Here is a 25,430-nt window from a genome sequence, read left to right on the forward strand (position 1 = left end):
GTAGAAAACTTAACGATGTAAAGACCATATAATTTTACAATTACTTATTTTATATTTTAATGAAAGCTATTCTCGTTATAGAGGTTATAAAGAAATTCAGTAAGTTTTTTTGCTCCATATTCATTTAAATGACTATTACCAAGCCAATCTGTGGAATCAAACATCTGAGTACACTGCTTTGCATTATTAAGGTTCAAATAATGTAATTTATTGTCCCCATTATACTCTAATATATGTAATCCAACATCAATATCATTCTGTGTATTCTTATAGCCAGGCATACCAATCAATACAAAGTCAATTTTATTGACATCGCACAGTGAATCCATCTTAAAAAGGAACTTTGCCTTTTCAAAGTCACAGATACTTATACTGGTCTTTGTCTTCTGACTATAATCAGTATGATCTGGGACCGTTTTTTTTGTTCTTAACTGTCCCATTACAATTCTCGCCTCTCTATGATCCTTTGATAATACCTTTTTTACTATTTCAACTGCTAACCATTGGAATTTTATCACAGGAATACTCCTAATACTAAATTTATCCATTAAATCATAACTATACTCGATGGCAGGGTGAAGAGGTGGAGGTGTAAAATTCTTATAATCAACACCAGGAGACAAACCCAACATTACACATTTTGTAGTATTAGTCTTCAAATAATTTGATAATTGAATATAACTTGCTTCAATATTTGCACCTCCTAAAGCGAAATTATAAGCGCTTACTCCATTTTTTGTGAAAAATTCTGAATCAATGCCATCAAATGAAACACTATTACCTAAAAAAATACAATCGAATTTTTGGTTTTTCATTTTTGAAATCATCAATGCTTTTGACAATTCAAAATCGTACCTTTTTAAGTACCACATGTATGTATAATTAAATAATACAAAGACTGATACAAAAAATAGTATTTTTAAGCTTAATCTTTTCATTAATCAAAATAGGTTTAATGTATAATAGACACTAATAAAAGATTCATAATTTTGAAATTATTATATCTACCATTTCACCAACATTATGCATTTTATTTAGCTCTTTAAGTCTAAATTTAATAGAAAATGTCTCTTCAACTTCAGTTATCAATAACATGTGAGAAAGAGAATCCCAATTTTCGACATCGTTTGCTGTCAGTTCATCTGAAATTTCAAGGGAATCATTACTTAATACCTTTCGGAAAATTCCGGTTAACTTTTCATAAACATCTGATCTATCCATAATACAATTTATTTAAATATTTCTTTTTAATTGAAATTTAATTTTTGATGGCAGATAATTTAACACATCATCATTTTCTGCCTCTACTTTCTTCACAATCTCAAACCCAACCCTTTCATTGGCTTTTATCGCAGGTATATTGCAACCAAATACTTGGGTATAGACTTCAGATATTTCTGGATTATTAATCTTCACTCGCCTTATTATTTCCTCTGTTAACATACCCAAAATTCCTTTATTACGATAGTTATCTATAACATAACCAGCTCCCTTCTGAAGACTTCCAGTTACATAATCAATACGAACCTGCTTTAATAAATTATTAACTCTTGCCGCATTTTTAATTGACTCTTGGGGTAATACAAATCCAAGCAAATTACCCTTTATTTCAATGGAAGAAACTCCTCCAGCACCTTCCACCCATGCGCTTAAAGCTGCTATGACGACACCATTATCTTCAGCAACAAGAAAACTTGAAACGGATAATTCACACCCATCAATTTCTTCTTCAAGCATTTGAGTTATATACTTTTTAGCCTCAACTTCCGTAATACCAAATACAGAAGAATAAGATAAAATATCTGTACCACCCTTTTCCGCCTCAATAATAGTATTAACTAAAAACGGAATATCTTCAATGCTGGCACTTCTTAATACATATTCACTCATTTTTCAAAATTTTTAGTAATTCCAAACGATCTGTTTTTCCATTGGTATTAATTGGAAAGCTTTCAACAAGCAGAAATTTGGTCGGTATCATGTAAGATGGTAATTTTGATTTCAAATATTGTCTTACAACATCTTCATCTAACTTATTATCTTCAATAAACATAGCAATTTCATGATTCCCAGAATGACTTTCGTAAACAACAGCCACTGCATTTTTACCATTAACTGCATTTCTGGTATGATACTCAATTTCGCCCAGTTCTATTCTGTACCCCTGGATCTTTACCTGATAATCCAATCTTCCACTCAACATTAAATCCCCATCATCGTCTATATAACAACCATCACCCGTTTTATAAAATCTTATTTGTTTATTATTTTGTTCTATTAGAATGAAAGAAGAGTCATTTTTCACCTGGTTTTTCCAGTATCCGGCTGTTACCTGATCTCCTGCAATACACAGTTCTCCACTCATATTATTGGATAATATTTCACCCGAATCATTACAAATAATGGCTTGAATGCCAACCATTGGTTTACCTATACAAAACATGCCATTTAATTCTTTATTGAAACCCTTTCTCTTGAATTCATTAAATGTACAATAAATGGTAGCTTCGGTAGGCCCATACAAGTCAAATATTTTAGCATTTGGAATACACTCCGACCACTCTTCAATCAGGTTTAATGGAGCCGCTTCTGCAGTAAGAATATTATAACGTAAATGAGGCAAATCGATTTCATCAAAATAAGGTCTTAAAAACCGAACCATTGAAGGAGCCATCGCTCCAAATGTAAGTTTATGATCTTCTAAAAGTTCGGATGCATAACTATATTTAATACGATCATGAGGAATTGTATAGGTACAGGCTCCTTTGGTTAATGGCACAAGAAAAGATTGCACTGAAACGTCAAAAGTTAGATCAAAGCATTGTAAACATCTGTCTTTTTCATCAATCTTAAAACCTATTTGCCAAAAAGCCTCCATAAAAGCTCCAACATTTTTTCTCGTTATTGTGACTCCTTTGGGTTGCCCTGTACTACCTGACGTAAAAAGAATATATGCCAATTGATTACTATCATATGAACATAATTCCAATTCATAATCATTAAATAATAAATTCTTACTTAAAACGGTTTTTACATCATTCAAAAAAGAAGTGCTTGATGAATCTAAAACTAATTCAATATTAGCTTGTTTTACAATATCCATACCCCTTTCTTTGGGGTGCCCGGGATGTATCGGTACATAAGCTAGACCTTCCAACCAAATAGCAATTATCGATGCATAAGTTTCCAAGTCGTCATTAGCTATTAATCCTACGTTACTACTAATGTCATTCCTTTTCTTAAGGTATTCCCTTATTTTTGAAATACATTGAGCAAAATCTTGATAGGTATAATATTGCTCATCTATAAAAAAAGCATTTTTAGTAGGGAAAAATGCTATTGCATGCAGAATTGGTTCTAAAACCTGTACTTCAAATTTATTTAACGGATGTGAATGGGTCATATTATTTTAATAAATCTTTGTAAAATATATGTTTGCTATTTGAAGGAAGTAATTGCTTAATCCTTTCATCTGCGGAAGTATAAACTTTCTTTGTCTCAAACTTCATTAATTTAAAGTTGAGTATAGAAGGTTTATTATTCGAAAAAACCTGACAATATACTCCTTTAGCTTCCGGATGCAATCTTATTTGCTCCAGAAATAATCTAACCAGAAGTAATCTCCCCTGATGTTCAGGAACTACATAAGCCGGACCAAGCCAAAACTCACCCGGTTTGTAATCTGTAGACAAAGCAGAACAAATATGATTGAGTTTATTTGCTTTAATCAAAGCTTCTCTTGGCAATAAAAAACCCAATAAGTTTCCCTTAATAGTAACCGAAGAATGACCATTAAGACCTTCAATCCAGGCATTCAATGCTGCAACGGGTTTCTTTTTGTATTCCGCTACTATAAAACCTGATAAGGATAAATCACAATCTTCTACATCTTCTTCCAAAGCGCTCTTCAAAAGTTCTCTTACTTCTTTTTCCGACAATCCAAATAAAGATGAATAAGGTAATACTTCAGTACCTGATTTTTCCGCTTCAATAATAGTTTCTACAATAAATTGCAAATCGCTTTTATTTGCCCTTCTAAAAACATATTCATCCATATATATTGCTATTATTTCTCATTTTATTTCAACAATTCAATAATATATTCAGCAAGATTTTTTATACTACTAAAAGGATTAATTTCTTGCTTAAATGAATGCTCACTAACCAGATCAATATTTTCTTTAAAATGTTCCGTAATCTTACTTTCTATTAGTATTAGAAGTGTTACCAAACCCAACGAACCAATACCACTTTCTTTTCCATATAGAATTGTATCAGGACTTTTTACCAAATGTTCCGAATAATCTACTGATTGATTAAAATCTTCTATTGCCAGATATATCTGCGTATAAACAGTATTTATCATCACTTTATTCATATAGTTTTTTCAATGCTAAGCGATCTACTTTACCATTTGAATTTAAAGGTAGCAACTCAAGCATTTTATATTTGGAGGGAATCATATAGGGAGGTAATTTTTTTCTTAAAAATTGGTCCAATTTTATGTAATCAAATATAACGTTTTCAAGTAATAATGCAATCTGCATTAATCCGGATTTATTTCTAAAAGTAATTGCAACAGCATTAGCTCCATTTAGAAAAACTCGTGCATGGGCTTCAATTTCACCTAATTCTATTCTATAACCCTGCACCTTTACCTGATGATCCAACCTGCCAGCCAACATAATATCCCCTTCTTCATCTATAAAACAATTATCTCCTGTTCTATAAAACCTATATTCCTCACCATCAATTATTTTATAAACAAAACTAGATTTATTCTTTTCTATATTATTCCAATACCCCTGGGTCACTGTCTCACCTGAAATACATAGCTCTCCCATTCCATTAACAGATTGTATACAATCATCTTCATCTATTACAACAATTCTTATACTCTTAAACGGTTTACCAATTGTCATCATTCCATTTAATTCCTTATTTAATGCATTTCGATAAAATTCTGAATAAGTACAATAAATAGTTGCTTCTGTTGGTCCATATAAATTTAGAATCCGGGCATTGGGGATACAGTGCTTCCATTCATCAATCAACTGAACAGCTGAAGCTTCTGCACACAAAATATTCGTCTTCAAATAAGGAAGTTCAATCTCATCGAAATAGGATCTAAGGTACCATATCATTGATGGTGGAATAGCCGCAAATGTAATTTTATGAACCTCCATTAATTCAATGGCAACTACTGGTTTAATACTCTCATGGGAAACAGTGTAGATACATGCTCCTTTTAACAATGGTATTAAGTATGACTGAATCGAAATATCAAAGGTCAGATCAAAATACTGTAAACAACGGTCTTCTTTGGATAATTCAATACCTAGATGATTAAAAGAATGAACAAAACTGGCCAAATTAAGTCTGCTAATTGGCACCCCTTTGGGTTTACCTGTACTACCGGAGGTATATAGAATATAGGCCAATTGATCATCATTCACTTTTTTATGTTCCAGATTAAATTCTCGAAAAGTTAACTCTTTACTTTTTATAAGTTTAACTTCTTCAATTTCAATATTCCCGGAAGAATCAATTATTAGATCAAGCTTAGCATCATTGATTATTTCCTTTTTCCTGTCATCAGGATAGCAAGGATGAAGTGGCACATAAGCTAAGCCTTCTAACCAAATAGCTACAATAGCAGCATAGGTTTCCAGATCATTATTAGCTATCAATCCTATATTTTTGCTGGAAAAATCCTCTTTCTGAAGCTGAGTCCGGATTTTTGAAATAGTCTTGGAAAATTCAAGATAGGTATAATTTAAATTACAAATGTGAAAAGCATTAGAATCCTTGTATCTCTCAAAAATACAGATCAAGTTAGATAAAATAAATTGACCAAACATTAATTATTAATTTACTTTCTACTAAATCCTTTTTTGATTATTTAACAAACTCAATCAACAAATAATCCCCGGGTAATTCTTTAACTATCTTCATGTTAGAATTTTTTCTATGAGCATTTATCACTAATTGATTATTTTTTGAAATAGTAGATAAACATTTAAAATTCAACTCCCAGGCAATATTATACATTATCCGGTTCATTAAACCTCCAATTCCACGTCCCCTATAATCAAAATCAATCACCCTGCCTACAAAACATTTTTTATTGGCAAAAAATCTTAGAAAAAAATAACCGACCAACCTCTCTTCTTCAAATACTCCCATCATCAAAAAGGCTTTTTTCTTAAGTTGCCTTTTTATAGATATTAAATCAAATCCATGAGGATTGAAATAACGCATATCCTCTTTCTTCTGATGGTTTAGCAACATGGTTATTGCTTCGGCGTCTCCGGCATTCAGTATTCTGAATTCATAATTGGGCTTAAGTTCTTCAGAAAAGACTTTATGTATTGTTTTTTTTAAGCTATTATGATGAAGGATATAAAAAACAAGTCCATTTATCCACTCAATAATGTGCCAGATAAATACCAGACGGTGTTTAATAAATAGCAAAAGTTTTTCCATTACATGTACTTTAGCAACTTATCCTTTAACCCCTTTTTAACAGGCAACTGCCATAATAACTTACACCAGTTATGATTACCCTCAATTAATTCAGGTCCATACTCACTAATGGCAATATCCCAACCTATGGATTGATTGGAAGAATTGGAAAGTGCAGCTTTTGTAACAAGTTCTATTGTTTCTGACCAAAATGGTATTTTAAAGCCTTCAATTGACTCATTAGAAACAGGATGGATTGAAACATCCTCTTTTGTAATATCGCTATAAACGCCAGGTCCTGATACCGATCCATTGATAACATCAATAGGTGCTGCCAAATTACCAGCTGCCATATTATCGACTTCAGAATTAACCGTAATTCTTAAACGTGCTCCAAGTATATCAACTTCCCCATTGTTAAGCTGAGTAAAAATTCTAATGGTATTTAATCCCGAATCAGACAATTGCATTAACATTGGATGCTGAATAACATACTCTTCTATCAAATCAAATTTGTTTTGCATCATAAAATGAAGTAAAGAATCAGCATTATAATCATCACACTTTATGACCTTGACTTCTGCTCCAACCTGTCCCAATGATCCTTTAAGTACTAATTTCCCCGATTTATTATTAAATATTTGGTTCAACTTTTCCTTATCATTAAATGCCTGCCTATATGTTAATACTTTGCGTCTGACGTATGATGAATATTTACCTAAGAATTGAATCTTATCCTCCAAAACTTTTCTGTTATTTTTAGGATTCATCTTTAATTGAAATTCATACATAAATCCTGTACCCACCCATTTTTTTCTTTCATTTGTATCAATTTCAAAAAAACGGAAATAAAAATAATCCTTTAATGATATGTTGTATTTATAAACACAAACGATCATATCAACCAATAATGCACTTTTAGTCCTACCTGTAAGTTTTTTTGCATAATTCAGAAATTTTCTAATTAATCCGAAATCTTCATTTTTCAGATAATAAAACAGATAGATGGTTCTGTTAACGAATTTCATCATAATAATTCATTAATTGTTTAGGTATGCAGATAAATATCTGCCGGCATTTGCTTTTGAAAAAAACTTTGAAGCCTTATAAGAATTATCACACAATGTTTTTAATTCATCAGGATTATCAAATAAGTTTAAAATAAAATCTGACATACCACTATAATTATCTTTCTCAAAAGTGGTACCAATTTTATAGTCGGCTATTTTCTTCGCTAAAGCAGAGTTTATAGAAGCAATGGCCATTACAGGTACTCCTGCTGCCATTAAATTATAGGTTTTACTGGGTACACTAACGTCAGCTGTTTTATCGTCCAGTGTTACAATAGCCAAATCAGCAGCACATAAAGATTCGTACAATTCTTCGTCTGGCCTGAATGGGAGTAATAAACAATTTTTTAATTTTTTGGACTTTATCATATCAGCAATGATCTCTGTACGAATACCTCTTCCGATTATTTGAAAAACAATACTATCATTTTCCTTAAAATATTCCGCCAATTCAATAATGGCTTCAACATTATGTGTAGCTCCTATATTTCCCGAATATTGAATAATAAATTTATCCTGCAAACCTTCTCTGATTAATAGTTTATTTTCAGCTTTAGCTATTGGATAATATTCAGAAAAAGCAGACCAATTGGAAATCACTTCAATTTTAATCTTCGGGGCATAATATAAAAGTCCCTCTTTCATATGATCGCTTAAGGTATATACTTTGTGAGCCTTTGGAAGTATTTTAATATTTCTTTTGATCCACCATTTATATATCAGACTTCTTTCATCTAACCCATTAATTTTTAATGCTTCCGGATAAAGGTCATAAATAATTATTGAAAAAGGCAATCGTCTGGTAATTGGAAGCAAATAGGCAGTTGGGGGGATTGTGAAAAATACCTTTTCATAGTCTCTATATTTAAAGAGCAATAAAAAATAAATCTGCACTGTACCCCATAACCAAGATAATACTTTGTTAATATGACTGCCCCTGTTATATTTTACAATTTTGGATACCTCAACATCTGACTCAAGCGTATCATCCTGTACCCGAATACTTCCGGTAATTAATGCCACCATATCAAATTCTTTGGCAAAAGCATTAATTATGTCGATGGTCAGATAACCGGTAGCCTGATTGATAAATACTATTTTGCGCATGCTAATTCCTTCTCATAATATCCAAAGCGTCACCCGACGATAGAAACTCAACATCAGGCCACCTCTTAACTATTGTATCAAGTAATTTCTTCAATTCATTTAATCCTATCTCCCTGTTATCCGGATTAATACTTCCTGTAAAATTAGCTCGATGAGTACTTATATTTGCCGGTTTACCCCATCGAAATGCGGCCTCGATCTGACTCAGAGTAAATTCTACCCCCATGTATTCCGGATCAGTTGGCTCAAATGCACAGTTCCGGGTATAATAAATCAAACCCTCCGGGCCACGTTGACCTGTTGTAAAAGGTCTGAATTTAATTTCCCCATTGGTTGCAGGATATGGCATTTTTCGTGTTACATACAAGTACCTTATTCCATTACTGGCCACCTCATGATCTAAATCAGGATGAAACAAACCATTAGATGGTGTAAAAACTCGAGGCAAATATCCAAATGTCTTCTCAAACAATTCAACACTTTCCCTGATAGAATTTATTAAAAAGGGCTTCTGCTCATCGTTATCAAAATAAAACTCAGGTCTGAATTCTTTCAATATATCCGGAAGATCATTAATACCTAAGGCAACAAAACCGTGGTTAAATGCTTTCAATAATTCCGGATGGCCTGATTTTAAATGTTTCATCCAGTGCTGAACCGAAATGTGCTCTTTACCATGCAACTCAGGTACAAAAATTCCCTCTTTAATCCCTTCCTCCCATTTATCAAACACCTTTTGTCCAGGATAATACCTATCCAGTGTTGTCGTAAAATCCTCAAAATAATAGGTATCAAATCCTGACTTTTTAATTTTTTCAAAATCAGGATTGGCCATATTGGTCATCGCAGTTATCACCGGATGATTACCATTTTTAGCTTTAACTGATTTTAAAACTGTGAATAGCTGATCAAAATCCTCTTTATTGGCTAAAGAATCATACCGATTAAAACGGCTTGTATTAACAGGTAGTCCATTATTATTCAATTCATCGAAAACGGCATTGGAAGGCATTCTTATTCCTCCCCAATCATCACATTCGATGATAATTAGTTTTCTATTCGTTCTCCAGCCCGGTATGTTTTTCAGATTATTAACCAGGTACCGCCTTAATTTCTTAATCATCAATGGTTTATAATTGATTATAAATATCAATACTAATGACTACTAAATACATCTATCAATTGATCTATGGATTCTTTAATCCGTTCATTATAATCACCATAAACAACCTTTTTCTTACCTGTTTCGGGATAATGCTTTAAGATATCAACCAACTCACTAACATCATGTGGATTAAAATAAATTCCTTTATCCATTAATTGTTCTTTATTAACATTCAGTGAAGCAGCAATAACAGGTACATGCAATGAAATGGCATCTTCAATAACCGTGCTCCAGCCTTCGAATAAACTTGGTTGAATAACAGCCTGGCTGTATTGCATTAACTGAAGCTGGTCCATACGTGGGATAACCTGTAACATACTTATAGAATCCTGAAGTTGATGCTCTTCGATCAATTGATGAATTTCTGCAATATAGGGTGAATTTTTAGCCTGTGGGAACCGACCAGTGAATACAATATGCTTCTTAATTCCCTGATCATTAAGCTGAGCAAGAGCCTTTAATACAACCTGATGGTTTTTATGCTTGTGAAACTGATTAGATACCATAAAATAATCATCAGGTATATTATATTTCGCTTTTAACTCATCCAAAGGTTTTGAAGTATTCCCATTATTTACCGATACAAAATGATAGATGTGAAAATTAAGCTTTTGCCTGATCTTATAAAACTTATAGAAATCGTCTTTAACAGCCTCACTCGAAACAATAAGGTGCTGAGCATTCTTCAACATAAAAAATAATCTGACAGCCCTGTGAATTAAGGTTTGACGGGTAAAAAACTCAGGATAATATTTATGCTGTAAATCAGCATACCAAGCAATTACTTTTGCTTTAGTCCTGTTTTTAACAGGAAAATTCCGATTGGGGTAAACAACATCCAATGCATATGTATCGATGAAATTATCAATAAAAACATTTTTCCTTTTCAACCATGACATTGTAAATCCCTTAATTATAGGAGTTGATTTTTTTTCTATATACTGAATATAGGGGTAATTTATTTCAGTAAGATATTTTTTAAGTTCCGGGGTATAAAAAAAATAGATTTCCGGTTTACGAGCTTCCTCCAGAAAATTTAAAGTATTAACCAGGTTAATAATGTAGGTTATTCCACCCATCCAGGTCGACTGGAAATCAAAAAGAACACCAACTTTAAGTCTGTTTTGTTTTGTCACGTGATTCAAATATTTTATTCTTCAGATAATGATGTTATCCATTGATAATAATCTTTTAATCCCGTTAGAAGATCTTTACTTTGTTTATAACCCAATTCTTCTAACTTTCCAATATCTGCTCTCCAATTCAAGGGATCGCCTTTCCTGACTTCACCCGAAAACTTATAATCAATTGCCCGGTCAAAACAGGACAAGAATGTTGATATGGCATTCTTAATGCTTACTTCTTCTCCATTAGCCACATTAATAATATCAGCTTTAAATTGACTGTTTAAAGCAATTAATTCTATGGCTCTCGACAGATCATTTACATGTATAAAGTCCCGTGATTCATCTCCTGTTCCAAAAAACTGTATGGTCCCGTTTTGTAAGGTCTTCTTATAGGTGTCCCAAAATAACTGTTTTTTTAAACCTGCACCGTAGACTGAAAAAATACGTAAGGAACAGGTATTTAACCCAAAAAAACGATAAAACTCCTCACATATCTGTTCCGCCTGATATTTATGAAAACCATAAGGAGAAAGCGGTTGAACACTGGCCTTTTCACTAACAGGCAAATACTGAGGATTACCATAAACAGCTGCACTTCCCAGGTTAATAAACTTACATTCGGGCTGATATCGTTGTATGGCAGAAAGTATCTTAAATACATTTACCGTATTTAAATAATAATCGCGCATTGGATTATTAATGGAGTCCGGCACACTGGCTGCCCCAGAACAATTAACACACAAATCATAATTTTCGAAATGAAACACATTTTGAAAATCTGAATTGGAGGCATCAATCAAAAAGTATTTACCTGACGCTGCATAGTCTACAACCACATCAGCTCCCCATACTTCATGCCCTTGTTGGGTTAAATACTTAATTAAATGCTGACCAATAAATCCTTTGGCGCCTATTACAATTACCTTCATTAAATTGATTTTCTTTATATCCGGAAATTAAATTTCAAATTTAGTGCTCTGCTGTATGCAATATGTATAACAATCTATTTTTAATTCGAAATAAATTGATAAAATTGCTCACAAATATACTCCTTCGAGAAAGCTTTTATTTTTTCCCTTCCTTTTTGCCCCATTTGTTCCCTCAATATGTGACTATTCATTAATTGTTCAAGCTTGGCTGCAAAGAGTTCATCGTCAAAAAGGGGAATTAAATATCCATTGTCACCATCCTCAATCATATCAGATGGACCGGCATTACAATCGTATGAAATAACTGGTAAACCTGCTGACATGGCCTCACCAATAACATTTGGAAATCCTTCGGAACTTGATGTAAATGCAAAAATTGAACTTCTGCAATATAATTCGTCTATATTGCTTTGTTTGCCTGTAAAAATTACCTTATCCTCAATATGTAAATCAACGGCTAATTGTTTTAGACGGTCCATATTGTTCTGTTTAAGATGATCGTAACCAACTAACATTAATTTCCAGTCCGGCCTGTTAATATTGGCAAATATTTTAATCAGCCGATCCTGATGCTTGCTCTTTATTAATCGGCCTACCATTATAACCATTTTTTCTCTCTTTACCGATGCTGATTCATAATCGATAGTTCTAATTGGATTTCCAATTATAGATATATTTTTATGGCTTTTATCTTTTAGAAAAATTGCCTTTGCTTTTTGGGTTTGTAAAATAATACCCGTTGCTGTTGGGTACAGCCATTTCCTTAAATAATCATGCAAATTGCCCAGACTTTTATCCGGCTGGCTTCTGTCAGATACAAAACGCTTATACTCCAATCCTAATGTGGATAACAGGAAAAAGTTGTTCCAGTATTCTCCAAAACTTAATATTGAGTCAGGTTGTAAATTTTTTATCTGTCTTCTTAAATAAGACATTGTTCTAATTAATGACAATGTACGAATCCTATTATTAAAACTGAAGGATGGCTTATGAATAATCATATTATCCGGAACTGAATAAAAGATATCTCTTTTAATTCCATATAAAATTAAATGTAACTCCACATCTGATCGTTTAGAGAAACAGTGCGCCAATTCAGACATTACACGTTCCATTCCTCCTGCCTGCAATGAATGAATAACTAAACAAATCTTCATCAGTAGTAATTTTATTTGAGCGCCTTAAGCCAAACTTCCCTATGGGAAATAATTTTCATTTTTTTTCTGATTCTAATTTTTGAATCAAATGATCAACCATCCAACCATAAGGATTAAATGCACCCTCATACCAATTTAATTCTCTGTCCCAATAACCAACACAATCATCATAGCCATGGATAGCAAATCCATAACTAATTTCTACCATTAGCGGTCGTCCATCTTTATATACAAAATCATAAGCCATACACTGATCCTCCATATCTTCAGATATTTTTAAAGCCAACTTGATAGTTTCAATATCAAAATGGTCTTTTTCATAAAGGATGGTACCACTACCTGAAGCCCTGAAGTCATTTTCTCTCACCATGCGTTTAATGGCAAATGCTTTATCTTTAATAACTACCACTCTTATATCATAAGTATTTTCAGGAATAAATTCCTGAAAATACACATAACCTTTTTCTCGTCCTGTAACACGTGCATATTTAGTAGTATAAAACAATCTGATTACACCTTTAGTAACATCCCAAATAGAGGCTTTTCCTTTTTTATATTTTCTAAGCCGCTCTTTAAGGTTTCTCCATCCATCATATTGTTTATAGCCTTTACCGAAGGCTCTTTTTATAAAACGGCGGGCTTCATTTACTGAATGTACCAACCTCACATTATCTGATCCGGCCCCATTGCGCAATTTAAATACTTTAGGGAAAGTTGTAGTTTGAGCCCATTCAATGGCTTCTTGTTCTGTATAGAATACATAAGCCCGGGCCAATGGTGCATTAATGGCTTCCAACAAGTATTTTTGCCCCACTTTATCGTCAAAATGCCAGGCTGTATTGAAATCGGGAAATACTTTTTTCCCGGCCATTTGTAAGGAAAACAAGAGTTGTTTGGCAAATTTACTTTCTTTGGCCCCTTTATGATTAAAATGCCACATCAGGGCATCACAATCTTCTAATTGGCTGATGATATCATCGCCATAACAATTAACCAGTTTATAAGGAATATTTTTTTCCTTACAATAAGCCAGCCACCTTTCACTAAAGGTGCCCTTAGTATGATGTATTCCTATTTTCATGATCAAAATATTTTACAGCCCATGTTTCAAAAGCAACAACTACCCATAGAGCCTCCAACTCATCATATCGAAGTTGATTAATATTTGAAATCCACTTATTTATCAGTTCGTAATTAAATAATCCACGATTTTTAATGCCTGATTTAATCTGATCATTTAAATATTGATTAAACCGTTTATCCATAAAAAACTCACGAACGGGGATGCCAAAACCCATTTTATCACGGAAAGCGAAGCCATTGCCAAATACATCTTCACCCATCTTCTTCAATAGGTATTTTTGAGTATTTTTTATTGATCCCCCGGCTTTAATAAGCAATTGGTCTTCCGGTATAGTAAATGAATGTTCTACCAGATCATTATCCAAAAAGGGCACCCGGTTTTCTATAGAGTGAGCCATAGACATTTTATCCTGACGAATCAACAAATCAGGCAAATAAGTCTTTATTTCATATTTAACCTGCTTATCAAAGACAGAACCGTTTAATTGATGATATAACGCTCTTCGATCTGTAACAGCATTCGTAAAATTAAAATCTTTGAATACAGAGGTTGCTAAAGTAGGATTCATAAAAGAAGTGGGTAATATGGCCCTCATATCCTGATTAAAATAGTTAAGGAAACCACTTAATTGCCTGCGGTATTTTTTTACCTCACTGAATAATTTTCTGGTTCGAAATGGAAAACTTATATCGTAAAACCGGGAATAACCGCCGAAAACTTCATCTGCACCTTCACCACTTAATAATACGGTAACATATTCTTTTGCCCGCTGTGATAGCTTATAAATACCAATTGTATTGGGATGATTTAAAGGTCCCTCCAAATGCCATGTGGCATTTACAAAATGATCAAAATAGTAATCTCCTTCAAGCAAAAATTTATGAGAAGTAATCCCCAGCTGATCTCTGACTATATCAATGTACTTTTCCTCCGAAAAACGCTGGTCATCAAATACAATGGATACAGATTCAAAATGTCCCTTATTGGCATTTCTATTGGCTAGCCAGGTAACCAAAGAGGAATCAATTCCGCCTGATAACTGACACCCCAGTTTAACATCACTCATTAACTGGCTCTGAACACTATCCTCCAAACACTTCTCTAATTGGCTCTTTGTTTGCCCTATCGCCTGTTTAGTTGTGTTCTCACGATGGTAATCATTAATTTCAAAGAACTGTTTTAATCCCAATCCTTTCGACCTGCTATAGATCAGGTAATGGCCAGGCTTCAAAGATTCAATATGCTTATAGAGGGTACCGTTAAGGTTATTACGGAATAACAGGTATTCGTCAAGTTTTTGATTATTTAACTCAAATGAAAACTCCTCAAGATGCTTAAAACTTTTCAGTTCCGACGAAAAAGCCAATGTATTATTTGTATTTATAAAATACATGGGCTTAATTCCAAAACGGTCTCGGGCAATGTATAATTCCTTTCTTGAAAGGTCAGCAATAACAATGGCAAACATACCATTGAGCCGATTTAGCATTCCCTCCAATCCATACTTCAGATATAAGGCCAATATCACCTCCGTATCTGTTGAACTTTTAAACCGGTAACCCCATGCTTCAAGTTCTGTCTTGTATGAAAATGCATTATATATTTCGCCGTTAAATGCAAGAATTACTTTATTATCAGGGCTCACCATTGGCTGATGACCATTAGCTGATAAATCCAATATACTTAAGCGATTAAATCCTAAAACGCCTTCAAAAGCACTGTCTATCCCTGACACCTGATCAATCCCCAACTCAAGAGATTCACCCCGGTTCAGACTAAAAGCCCTGATACCGGAGTCATCAGGTCCACGATGCTTTTGAATCTTAAGCATTGGAAGTATATTTCCCGTATCCTTAATGGGTTTCTGATCAGTATGTATATATCCTGCTATTCCACACATAGGTAGTTTTTAGTGGTTAATTGTTAGTTGATAGTGGATGGTTAATCCTTGAATGTTTTAAGTGGTGAGTTTTAAGTGGTAATAATCCTAACTTAAAACTCTTAACTCAACACTCATCTTTCATTACGCTTTATGCTAATTCCTCTACGCTTTTTTCTTTAATCTCTCCACTCATCTCTCTTGACTCAACTCCTTAAACTTTTTTCTCAACACTTTACTCTCCACACCGTTGCTCTCATTCTAGGAGTTTATTGTTTTTCATAAGGTTTTAGCATCCTAAGTAACACGTCACGATGGGATTCACATCGGATGATATTTAATAATAATAATCGTTTTCTTTTGGACATAAGATTGGGAAATAATCCACGTTTTCGTAATGCTGTAATATATTTTCCAAACCAAGGTTCAATAAATGCATCATACATGGGATTAACTCCATCACAGTACTTTTGAAAGGCTAATTCCAACTGTTCATCATCACCTATAATAGTATTTAATCGTTCCATTTCTTCCATAAAGTTATTTTCTTCATCAGCATTCAAATGAAAAACACCCGGTTGTTTGTTACTTTGTTTTAAGGGAATGATCCTATAATGTAGCTGGTCATCAATCGAAAACTTAACCACGTACCCCTTATTCCATGGACTGTTGGTTTTACCCGGCCAATCATAAATAAAATTACCCAAGCCATAAAAAACAGGCTTACCATTATAAACCTCATATCCTGAAAAAGCATGGGTATGGTGAGCAATCACAGCATCTGCGCCCCTATCTACTAAGAAACGATATAATTTCTTTGTTCTTGGAGAAGGTAATTCATAGAATTCATTCCCTGCATGAACAATTACAAATACATAATCATGTTCAGACCGGACTCGATCAATAGAATAAGATGCTTCAATAATATCCAAAGGATTAGCAAAAAAGCCATTATCAGGAGTGGATATAAACTCATCATCAGCAAAACATAGGATGGCGATCTTTTTACCGTTGATCTCTATAGTATAAGGTTGTGCAGCCTCACCATCATTTTTACCAATCCCAATTGTTTCAATTTGACTATTTCGGCATAAATCGATAGTATCCGAAGCACCTTTACTTCCGTAATCCATAATATGATTGTTAGCCATAGCTGCAACATTAACTCCTGCATATTTCAGTATATTAATGCAATCAGGATGAGCTTTCTGATAAGGTCCTGTCTTTGGTCGACCATGATTGTGCTCTGTTAAGGGACATTCCAGATCAACAATATTCAGGTCATTCCCTTGAAATACATCCATAAAATCATTGAAAATAGATGCATAGTCACCTTTTAGGGCTAACTCTTCTATCCTGTTTATGGGACAAATGTCACCGGTAAACAGGATATTTATGGGGTCGGTTTTCACTTTATAATTTCAGTTTAATTAATAACTAATCAGTTTTGAGTTAGAAGTGTTAAGTGTTAAGCTATGAAAATTCATTTTATTTATATACTTCGATTCTTAAAAAAAATAACTTCAAACTCACCACTTCATTCTCACCTCTCTTTTCTTACTTCTTTTCGTTTTACGCTTTACGCTCAACTCTCAATGCTTTACCCTACTATTTACTTATTGCTTTAAACTCGGACACCATTTTTCCGGACAATTAATCATTGAGATAAGTATTTTGCGTACTTCAAGGTAATTACTTACTATTTTTTCATGAGTCTCTTTGTTTATATACTGACAGTCTTTTGCATAGTCCAACCAGACTTCAGTTTCATGCTCTTCTCCAAGACAATCTGAAAGTTTATTTATAAATACTTTTTCATATCTTCTCTTTGCCCAAGCTTCAGTAAGATTCGCAGTTATTGACCTGGAAGATCTGCGAATCTGATCAGTTAATGAATACTTTTCTTCATATGGAAAACTCTTTGATATTTCAAAGATATCCATTGCGAGATTATAAGCTTTTTGATAAACAATTAAATCTTTAAAACTATCAATCTTTCCCACTTCCTGTATCTTTTATAAAGCCCAACCGAGGATATATTACTGCTTTCTTTACATTAACATCTCACTGCTTTACGCTTTACGCTCATCTCTCACCTCTCATTACTTACTTCTCAAAGCTTTACACTATACGCTCTCCTCTCATCGCTCCCCCCCAGCTATCAAGTCCCCCAGCTGATCTGAACTCATAAACCTTACATCAGGCCATTTTTTCAAGATGTTTTTTAACAGTTCATCCAGCAATTCCAGATTCCGTGTTCTGTTGTTTTCAACCAACGATCCCATAAAATTAATACGATGTGAACTAATAATAGCTGGCTTTTTCCATTTGAATGCCAGATCAACCCTACTTAAACACTCACCAACTGGATCACTACTATTATTTAAAGAAGGCTCGAAAAATGCATTCCGTATTAAATAATATTGACCATATTGGTTTTGACTTCCCATAAAATGATATTTCCGTTTATAGTTGCCAAATGTTCCGGTTGGAACAGACTGAATAAATAATCCCTGAAGATATTTAACCCCATTTTTCGCCAATGTTTCTTCAATATGACTATCCCAGGCATAACATGGAGGTATAAAGGATTTGGATGGGTAGCCAAACAGATCCTGAAACATCTTAAGCCCCTCCTCCAGACTTTGATTCATAATCTTAAGATCTTCAGGTGAATTATAATCCAGAACCTCCATAAAGTTGTAATCACCAATACCGGAAAAAGTTGTTTTATGCTTAAACGTGTACATGATTTCAGGTGTTTTTTTCTGCAAGGCCTCCAGCCACCTGACTATATTCACATGTTCACGCCCATGAAACTGGGGATGATACACTCCTTCATTATAACCTTGCATCCAAAGTTCTTTAACCTGATCTCTGCTCTTATAACGATTTAGGGTATCAGTTACTGTCTCATAATAATACTCTTTAAAATCCGAAGCCTCAATTTTTTCAAAATCAGGATTGCCAACAATCGTATTAGCTGTAATAACAGGATGTTGTCCCGAATGATCTTTATACCGTTTTAAGACCTCAAATAAGGCCTCTAAATCTTTATTACTCTCCAGAGTATCCAGACGATTATAGTCCGATTCAGCTATTTTATAACCATTATTTAAAAGATCATTATAAACTTTCTGATCAGGCATTCGAATACTTCCCCAGTCATCACTTTCAAGTACAAGAATAGGATCCTTGGATCGAAATCCGGGGATATTCACCATTCTCTGGGTAATTGCTGTTTTTATTTTAGATAATTTCATTTAGCCACATTTTAATAATATTTAAAATCAATTCGACTAATGTATTGAGGCTAATCATGTCTATTAATTAAACATAAGCTCTGCCAAAGAAAGTTCCCGGACCAGAGCACTTAAACCAAAGCCAGGATAAAAAATCCATGCATTAATACTTTCTGATCCCATTCGAAATTGAATGGCACAAAACAGCAATATTGGAAAGATTCCTATAAGCTTTATAATATGTAAAGGTTGATTTTTAATCTTGACACTATATAGAAATACATAAGTTGTGGCTAGAAGATAAAATAATATTTGAAAACGCCCTCCAAAACTGGGAATGATTTGTCCAAAATTAATAAAGGCTAAAAACAATAATAAAAAACTATATAAGTTCTTTTCATAACTTTCCTGCATTATCTTTCTATCCTTTAGTTGAATATAAATAATACTAAACAATAAAAAATACAATGCTAAATTTTCAAATAAACCCATAAACCAGGATGCTCCTTCGTAGGATTGCTGTATTCCTTCTATATAGTCTTCATTGGAATAACCTTTGTAGCGATCTTGAATGGCTCCACCTACACTTTGAGCTAGGTTCTTAAACAAGGGGGCTAAAAGGTTGGGTACAATAAAGGAGACTACTGTCAATGGTAAATACAGCCAGTTCCGGTTACCTGCAAAAAAATAAAGGAGTAATACAGCATTTGCTGTTAAAAAGCTCCAGTGAACCAACGATGCTGATAAAGCTAACAATAAATATCTTTTATCACGATAGAGCACCACATGATAGGCAGCATAAAAGAAAATCCACATGGCTGTAGGCATTCTTATGCCACTCACTGCAGTAATAGGCACAGTAAAAATAAAAAATAACAAAAGAACAAGACTTGTAGTATTTGGATTTTCCTGATACTTACTGTACAACAGATTAATGGATTTCAAATAGAAGAACCCCATAAAAGCCACCCAAAAAGCAAAGAAAAACTGAGGATTATCTGTAAACCTGGATATAATAAAACGGCTTAAGGGTTCAATAATATCAACAGAAGAATCAGTATATAATCCACCAACAATTACGAAAAAATCAGAAAAAGGTAATTCCGCTGTCATTATAAATCTTTTTGCATATCTAAAGGCATCAACATACATATTTTCATTTACAAATGAGAAACCATAGTAGATCAAAAAAATATAAATTACTTTTCTTGCCGTTTGTTGACTATAGTTGATTATGGCCAAAACAAAAGCCAGAAATGGCCAAAACAAAAACAACAATAAATAGGTTTTTGCGTTTGATCCTGCTAAATAAGAATTATCTTTTGGGGGGATTGTAATATCCAAATGCTTAATATTTTAATTCCATAAATTGCCCCACAACTTTTTCAATATGATAATGCTCCGGACCCGGCAAATCCATTCGTGCTGAGTAATTTCCCTTTAAAAATTCCAGAACATTTGTTTTGTTTAAGTCATAGTAAATATTTAGTACAGGTCGATTGGTGATGATATAATCAATCAGTTTACTCGGTACATTTAAAGTGGTACCATTATCAAAGTTGATTAAGAAATCCATTTCTACCAATTTATCCATTAATAGATCTCGGGGAATGAAATCACTGATTATCAAATTATCTCCAAGCAATGGGATATAATCATTGAGTAGTTCCCTTTGATTGGTATAAACATAGAATCGAAACGGTTCTTCTAAATTGGATAGAAAACTCAATAAAGGTCGGGGATCCCTTATACCGGCTAAAAAACCTCCTGCATATGCAAAATGAGGAATATTGTTATCTGGTTGTTTATTTTTCCTTTCATTTAAATTAAAAGAGAAGCCCTGAGGAATAATTCGTATTTTATGATGAAATTCCTTATAATAAGCCGGTATGGCACTTTCAACCGGTATCGTTATAAATTCGGCTTTTCTGCAAAACCACTTTTCAAGATAACTAAAATAAAAAAGTTTACGAAACGAATCCAGGCGATCTCCCATATAAGGATCACCACAATCAGCTATCCATGTTTGAGCAATCTGATGTTTTTTCTTCCTAGCCCAGGCAACACCCCAATGAACCGGGTATGGGACTGCAAAAGAAAGAAGCAAATCATACCCAACTTCCTTTTTAAGCATATGCTTCACCCTAAACATTTCTTCAATAACCGGGTATTCAAACAATAAGGCAAGTATTCTGGTTAAAAACCGGTCCAAAACGGTTCCTTTTAGCCATCGTATTGAAGAAATGGGTTTAAATGCAGCAGGTTTCCACATTTTCAGCTGAAAAGGAAATTCATTTAATAACGAAGTATAATCGTGTGCTCTGTATTTTGAAATGACTGTAACCACATGCCCTTGCCTGGTCAATTCCTTGGCCAACTCTGATGCACGAAAGCTACGTGGTGAAATCTCAGGGTAAAAAGCACTTGATATCAATAATATATTTATGTTTTTTTTCAAAGCATTATAAATTAACAATAATATCCTAAACTGCCTGATGCTTATACTTAAGAACTTTTTTCAATAAGTGCTTAAATTCATTTAAGTATGCTTTAAATGCAAAAGATATGCATATCGAATTATATAATGATGTTAATTCTTTATAAGGAGCATGCAAACCATCTGTTTCCAACTTGGAAAACCCAACATCTTTAAGGCGTCTTTTTATTTTTATATAATTTTTAAATACTGGCTTTTGTAATGCGGCATTTAAGGTTAATAACACAAATTTATTTATGGGTTGAGTTAAAAACTTTTTTTGTTCCGGACTTAGATTAGTTTGAGCTTGAAATTGTTTAAGATTCTGTGCCGCAATTAAGAAGCCATTAATGGCTTTTTCAGAGTAATATAAGTTAGAATGAGTAGCGGAACCCGGCCTTGATGTTCTTTGATAAAAAGAATGTCCATCAAAGATACATATTTTTGCCAAGCAAAGTATTCGCGCAATTAGTTCTCCATCTTCTAAATAAGGAACATTTGGCAGAAAAAATAACTTATTCTTTTTTATAAATTCTGACTTATATAATATAGCCCACATTCTGTCAGGATCTGTTTGACCGTCACCTCTACCCGCAAAATAGGCATCAATCCCTATATACCTATCATTACAAACTTTTTCGTTAAAGATTCTTATTCTTTCCTTTCCAAATTCATTAAAAACTGTGAATCCCAAAAATGAAACTTCGGCATTGTAAGCAGATACATTATTCAAAACTCTGCTAAAACTATTTGGTTCCACATAATCATCAGGATCAATAAAAAGCAGGTATTCACCTTTTGCCTTTTTAATCCCATTATTTCTTGCCCGGGATACCCCTTGATTTTCCTGATTGATTAATAGTATATTATTGAATTCTTGCTTTAAGTCCTCAACAATATCACTAGAATTATCAGGTGAACCATCATTAATGCAAATTAATTCAAACTGATCTTTTGGTATATCCTGATTCTCCAAACTTCTGATGCAACGCTCCACATAAGGAGCCACATTGTACATTGGAATTATAACAGACAATCGAATCATTAGGCTATTTTTATCTCATTATATATACTTAACCAGTTTTCAATCACTCCAGACCAGGAGGATAACTTAAAAATATTAACAGGGTTATTAACTCCTAATTGCCTATACCTATCAACCGAAAGAATGGTGTCTTTTAGCGTATCTTCTAAGTTTTCTAAATCTACTATTTTAAAGTAAACATTATTATCAGTAAAAACCTGATAGGGTAACCATTTTCCTGCCAATAAAACATTCGAAGCAAATAAATACTCCTGAATGGCCGCAGAAAAGGTATCACTGATCTGAATAGTGATTATGATATCACTGGCAATAATATAATTGGAAAATTCCTTAGTTGACATAAATCCAGTTATAACCTTATATGGAATATTAAGCTTACTTGCTTTTTTAATCACCAATTTAATATACTCAGCACTCCCTCCATAATTCATTGGAATAAGCAAAAAAATATTATCCTTTAGTTGCTGAGGCAATTCAGAAATCTTATTGAGTAACAATTCATGTTGATGTCCAATGCTTCCATTAGTACCACAGGTAATAACCAGTTTATCTAAAGGAATCCCGATATTCTGTTTACATTCCATTTTACAGTTATCGTTTAGTACCTTATCCAAATGCGTTAACTGAATATTTCCAAAATGAGCAATTCTGATTTTAGCCTTAAATTCAGGAAAATCCTGAAGAAATTGATCTTTGACCTGCTCTGTTTCCAATTGGATGATATCAACCTGTCTATACAAAAGTCTTTGTTCCTCTTTCCGTTTTTGATCTACCCTATAAAAATCAGAACCCCAAACTGTTATCTTGATCTTTTTACCCCTCGCCTTCAAGATAGGAATGAGTTCATCATAGAAGACACTAAAATAATGAATATCAATAATATTATATGAATCTGCTAATTTAAGAATGGTCCACTTTCTTATCCAGCGTAATAAGCCTCCCCGAACTTTTGGTATAGCAATTAAAATATGGAGTAATAAAATCCAAATAGGTTTGTTTTCTTTATTGTAATTCGTATAGCGAAATTTCACAATATTAAAGGATGATACGAAGTTATTGGTTTTAGCAATTTCCTTACCTAAATTATCCAGCAGTTGATTATGATTAAAATACTCGTAGAGTAATAAGATTCTCATTCAGTTTCTGATCAATAAGTGTTTCTAATTATTATTCTTTTTTTGACCATCAATAATAGCGAACCATCTATTATCAATATTTTGAATATCTGCATGATGGACACCCTTGTTATTCCAGTTTGATCTACCTTTTTTAAATAACGGATCAGTTCCAACTAGTTTCTCATGATAATGCTCTGTTGTTAAGGAATCAATTTCAAAGCAATAAACTTGTTTGCCATAATACTCTTCACAATCCTGCGCCAAACGATATAATTTCCCATTAGAGGTAAATATTCTTCCAGAAGTACCAGAATACTTTTTATCAAACTGGCGGATAGGACTCTGAGGATGTAGCTTCCATTCACCCATAAGCTCACTTGAATAATATAAATGCATCACATCATGCTCAGGTTTACTGACAAACATCCACCACTTTTTATTGTAATAAAACACATTGGGATCATCATATTGATAGCCTTCCAACAAATTTTCTACATATTCGAACTTATCAGGAAAACCTGTGGCTTTATACAACCGTACAGAATGTGCTTCATTACTTTCGGGGACCATATAAATTTCCCCTTTCCATTGAAATATATTCGGATAAGATAAATGAAATTCTTCATCCAGAACTACCTGCCCGTATTGCCATTTTTTAAGATCCTGACTAAAAGCATAGGCTATATCTCCCTGCATTGTTTCACGGTTTAATACTTCAAAATAAATATAAAAAATACTATCTTTTACAAGTAAAAATGGATCAGCAACAAAAACTCCATCAACATCATCTATATCGTCAACAGTAATAATCGGATTCTGAATTGAATCTGAACTTTCTAAAACAAAAGGAGAATCACCTGTATATATTCCAATAGACCAGGGGCCTTTACTTTTACCTGAAAAGTTGTAATAAACCTTTTGAATCAATCCATAGGGAAACAGATGATAACGTGAAATTAGAAATCCGTATCCAACACCAACAATCAGAATAAAGCTTAAAAGAGCAGTTTTTTTTAATAACTTCAACACAATAACAAACTTTTAACAATAGGTATAAATACTATCTTTCTTTACAGGCAGTCTTTTAATAAACCATATTAAATATTTACCAGGATTTAAATAAATAAGCAATAAATTATACAGAAAAAGATTAAATCTATTGTTGGTATTGACAATCTCAATTCTAAAAATCTGACTAACAATCCAGTTATATCGTTGACAAATACAAAGTAATAATGGCAAATTGGGATATGTATATATCTTTCTCATCGACTCACTACTAAAATAATTGGGATTTATTATGTGTTCCTTTACACTATTATTAATTGCCTTTGAATGTTTTCGATAGAATACCGTTTTTTTATTCATAAAAAATAATCGAACACCTGCTTTAGTTAGTTTCAACCACAAAGGATAATCTTCCAATAGTTTAAATCGTTCATCAAATCCTCCATTTTTTTTTAAGGTATCATTCACTAGTGGGCGATTAAGATTAAAAAACGATCTTTGAAATTCTTTGTTAGTCGTACTTGTAGCGATTTTTAATAGCGTGACGATTTGAATTGA

At 33.2% G+C, this 25,430-nt stretch carries 25 protein-coding genes; all 25 read right to left on the minus strand.

The annotated features are described in order from the left end of the window. Window positions 1-56: 56 nt before the first annotated feature. Window positions 57-938, minus strand: a complete 882-nt coding sequence (locus ACRD62_RS19665) for a hypothetical protein (RefSeq protein ID WP_430821830.1) — start codon at window positions 936-938, stop codon at window positions 57-59. A 43-nt stretch (window positions 939-981) separates the two neighbouring features. Further along, window positions 982-1,221 carry an acyl carrier protein gene (locus ACRD62_RS19670; RefSeq protein ID WP_321409476.1) on the minus strand — a complete coding sequence of 80 codons (240 nt, stop codon included), beginning with the start codon at window positions 1,219-1,221 and terminating at the stop codon, window positions 982-984. A 12-nt stretch (window positions 1,222-1,233) separates the two neighbouring features. Next, a complete protein-coding gene (locus tag ACRD62_RS19675) occupies window positions 1,234-1,890 on the minus strand; it encodes a GNAT family N-acetyltransferase (protein ID WP_430821831.1) in 657 nt (218 codons plus the stop codon). After that, window positions 1,883-3,403: an AMP-binding protein gene (locus ACRD62_RS19680; RefSeq protein WP_430821832.1), complete on the minus strand. Its 1,521-nt coding sequence runs from the start codon at window positions 3,401-3,403 to the stop codon at window positions 1,883-1,885. The genes ACRD62_RS19675 and ACRD62_RS19680 overlap by 8 nt, the downstream gene beginning before the upstream one ends. 1 nt (window position 3,404) lies before the next feature. Continuing rightward, entirely contained in the window at window positions 3,405-4,055 is a 651-nt protein-coding gene (locus ACRD62_RS19685; protein ID WP_430821833.1) for a hypothetical protein, read from the minus strand. Between the two features lie 23 nt (window positions 4,056-4,078). Beyond that, window positions 4,079-4,378: a hypothetical protein gene (locus ACRD62_RS19690; RefSeq protein WP_430821834.1), complete on the minus strand. Its 300-nt coding sequence runs from the start codon at window positions 4,376-4,378 to the stop codon at window positions 4,079-4,081. Then, window positions 4,371-5,861, minus strand: coding sequence for an AMP-binding protein (locus ACRD62_RS19695; protein ID WP_430821835.1), 1,491 nt, complete (start codon window positions 5,859-5,861; stop codon window positions 4,371-4,373). Before ACRD62_RS19695 ends, ACRD62_RS19690 begins: the two co-directional genes overlap by 8 nt. Before the next feature lie 37 nt (window positions 5,862-5,898). Continuing rightward, a complete protein-coding gene (locus ACRD62_RS19700) occupies window positions 5,899-6,486 on the minus strand; it encodes a GNAT family N-acetyltransferase (RefSeq protein WP_321409467.1) in 588 nt (195 codons plus the stop codon). Further along, window positions 6,486-7,496: a sugar-transfer associated ATP-grasp domain-containing protein gene (locus tag ACRD62_RS19705; protein WP_430821836.1), complete on the minus strand. Its 1,011-nt coding sequence runs from the start codon at window positions 7,494-7,496 to the stop codon at window positions 6,486-6,488. The genes ACRD62_RS19700 and ACRD62_RS19705 overlap by 1 nt, the downstream gene beginning before the upstream one ends. 9 nt (window positions 7,497-7,505) lie before the next feature. After that, on the minus strand, window positions 7,506-8,642 hold the full coding sequence (locus ACRD62_RS19710) for a glycosyltransferase family 4 protein (protein WP_430821837.1): 1,137 nt from the start codon (window positions 8,640-8,642) through the stop codon (window positions 7,506-7,508). 1 nt (window position 8,643) lies between these two features. Next, window positions 8,644-9,765 (minus strand): hypothetical protein, encoded by a 1,122-nt coding sequence (locus ACRD62_RS19715; RefSeq protein ID WP_430821838.1) that lies wholly within the window; start codon window positions 9,763-9,765, stop codon window positions 8,644-8,646. A gap of 32 nt (window positions 9,766-9,797) precedes the next feature. Further along, on the minus strand, window positions 9,798-10,943 hold the full coding sequence (locus ACRD62_RS19720; RefSeq protein ID WP_430821839.1) for a glycosyltransferase family 4 protein: 1,146 nt from the start codon (window positions 10,941-10,943) through the stop codon (window positions 9,798-9,800). A gap of 14 nt (window positions 10,944-10,957) precedes the next feature. After that, on the minus strand, window positions 10,958-11,863 hold the full coding sequence (locus tag ACRD62_RS19725; RefSeq protein WP_430821840.1) for an NAD-dependent epimerase/dehydratase family protein: 906 nt from the start codon (window positions 11,861-11,863) through the stop codon (window positions 10,958-10,960). Window positions 11,864-11,943: 80 nt separating this feature from the next. Beyond that, entirely contained in the window at window positions 11,944-13,020 is a 1,077-nt protein-coding gene (locus ACRD62_RS19730; RefSeq protein ID WP_430821841.1) for a glycosyltransferase family 4 protein, read from the minus strand. 55 nt (window positions 13,021-13,075) lie between these two features. Further along, entirely contained in the window at window positions 13,076-14,101 is a 1,026-nt protein-coding gene (locus ACRD62_RS19735) for an ATP-grasp domain-containing protein (RefSeq protein WP_430821842.1), read from the minus strand. Further along, window positions 14,076-16,004, minus strand: coding sequence for an asparagine synthase (glutamine-hydrolyzing) (gene asnB, locus ACRD62_RS19740; protein WP_430821843.1), 1,929 nt, complete (start codon window positions 16,002-16,004; stop codon window positions 14,076-14,078). The genes ACRD62_RS19735 and asnB overlap by 26 nt, the downstream gene beginning before the upstream one ends. Window positions 16,005-16,252: 248 nt before the next feature. Beyond that, entirely contained in the window at window positions 16,253-17,395 is a 1,143-nt protein-coding gene (locus tag ACRD62_RS19745; protein WP_430821844.1) for a CapA family protein, read from the minus strand. A 204-nt stretch (window positions 17,396-17,599) separates the two neighbouring features. Then, a complete protein-coding gene (locus ACRD62_RS19750; protein WP_430821845.1) occupies window positions 17,600-17,986 on the minus strand; it encodes a four helix bundle protein in 387 nt (128 codons plus the stop codon). A 138-nt stretch (window positions 17,987-18,124) separates the two neighbouring features. After that, on the minus strand, window positions 18,125-19,246 hold the full coding sequence (locus ACRD62_RS19755) for a polysaccharide deacetylase family protein (protein ID WP_430821846.1): 1,122 nt from the start codon (window positions 19,244-19,246) through the stop codon (window positions 18,125-18,127). A gap of 63 nt (window positions 19,247-19,309) precedes the next feature. Then, window positions 19,310-20,338, minus strand: coding sequence for an EpsG family protein (locus ACRD62_RS19760; protein ID WP_489672252.1), 1,029 nt, complete (start codon window positions 20,336-20,338; stop codon window positions 19,310-19,312). Between the two features lie 235 nt (window positions 20,339-20,573). Next, complete coding sequence (locus ACRD62_RS19765; protein ID WP_430821848.1) at window positions 20,574-21,683, minus strand: glycosyltransferase family protein; 1,110 nt, start codon at window positions 21,681-21,683, stop codon at window positions 20,574-20,576. A gap of 25 nt (window positions 21,684-21,708) precedes the next feature. Then, window positions 21,709-22,746 (minus strand): glycosyltransferase family 2 protein, encoded by a 1,038-nt coding sequence (locus ACRD62_RS19770; RefSeq protein ID WP_430821849.1) that lies wholly within the window; start codon window positions 22,744-22,746, stop codon window positions 21,709-21,711. Then, window positions 22,746-23,882 carry a glycosyltransferase family protein gene (locus tag ACRD62_RS19775; RefSeq protein WP_430821850.1) on the minus strand — a complete coding sequence of 379 codons (1,137 nt, stop codon included), beginning with the start codon at window positions 23,880-23,882 and terminating at the stop codon, window positions 22,746-22,748. The genes ACRD62_RS19770 and ACRD62_RS19775 overlap by 1 nt, the downstream gene beginning before the upstream one ends. A 24-nt stretch (window positions 23,883-23,906) precedes the next feature. Beyond that, window positions 23,907-24,893, minus strand: a complete 987-nt coding sequence (locus tag ACRD62_RS19780; RefSeq protein WP_430821851.1) for a glucosamine inositolphosphorylceramide transferase family protein — start codon at window positions 24,891-24,893, stop codon at window positions 23,907-23,909. Between the two features lie 12 nt (window positions 24,894-24,905). Further along, a partial coding sequence (locus tag ACRD62_RS19785) for a glycosyltransferase family protein (RefSeq protein ID WP_430821852.1) occupies window positions 24,906-25,430 on the minus strand: 525 nt, incomplete at its 5' end.

The sequence above is a fragment of the Carboxylicivirga caseinilyticus genome, assembly GCF_050589785.1.
Lineage (GTDB): Bacteria > Bacteroidota > Bacteroidia > Bacteroidales > Marinilabiliaceae > Carboxylicivirga > Carboxylicivirga caseinilyticus.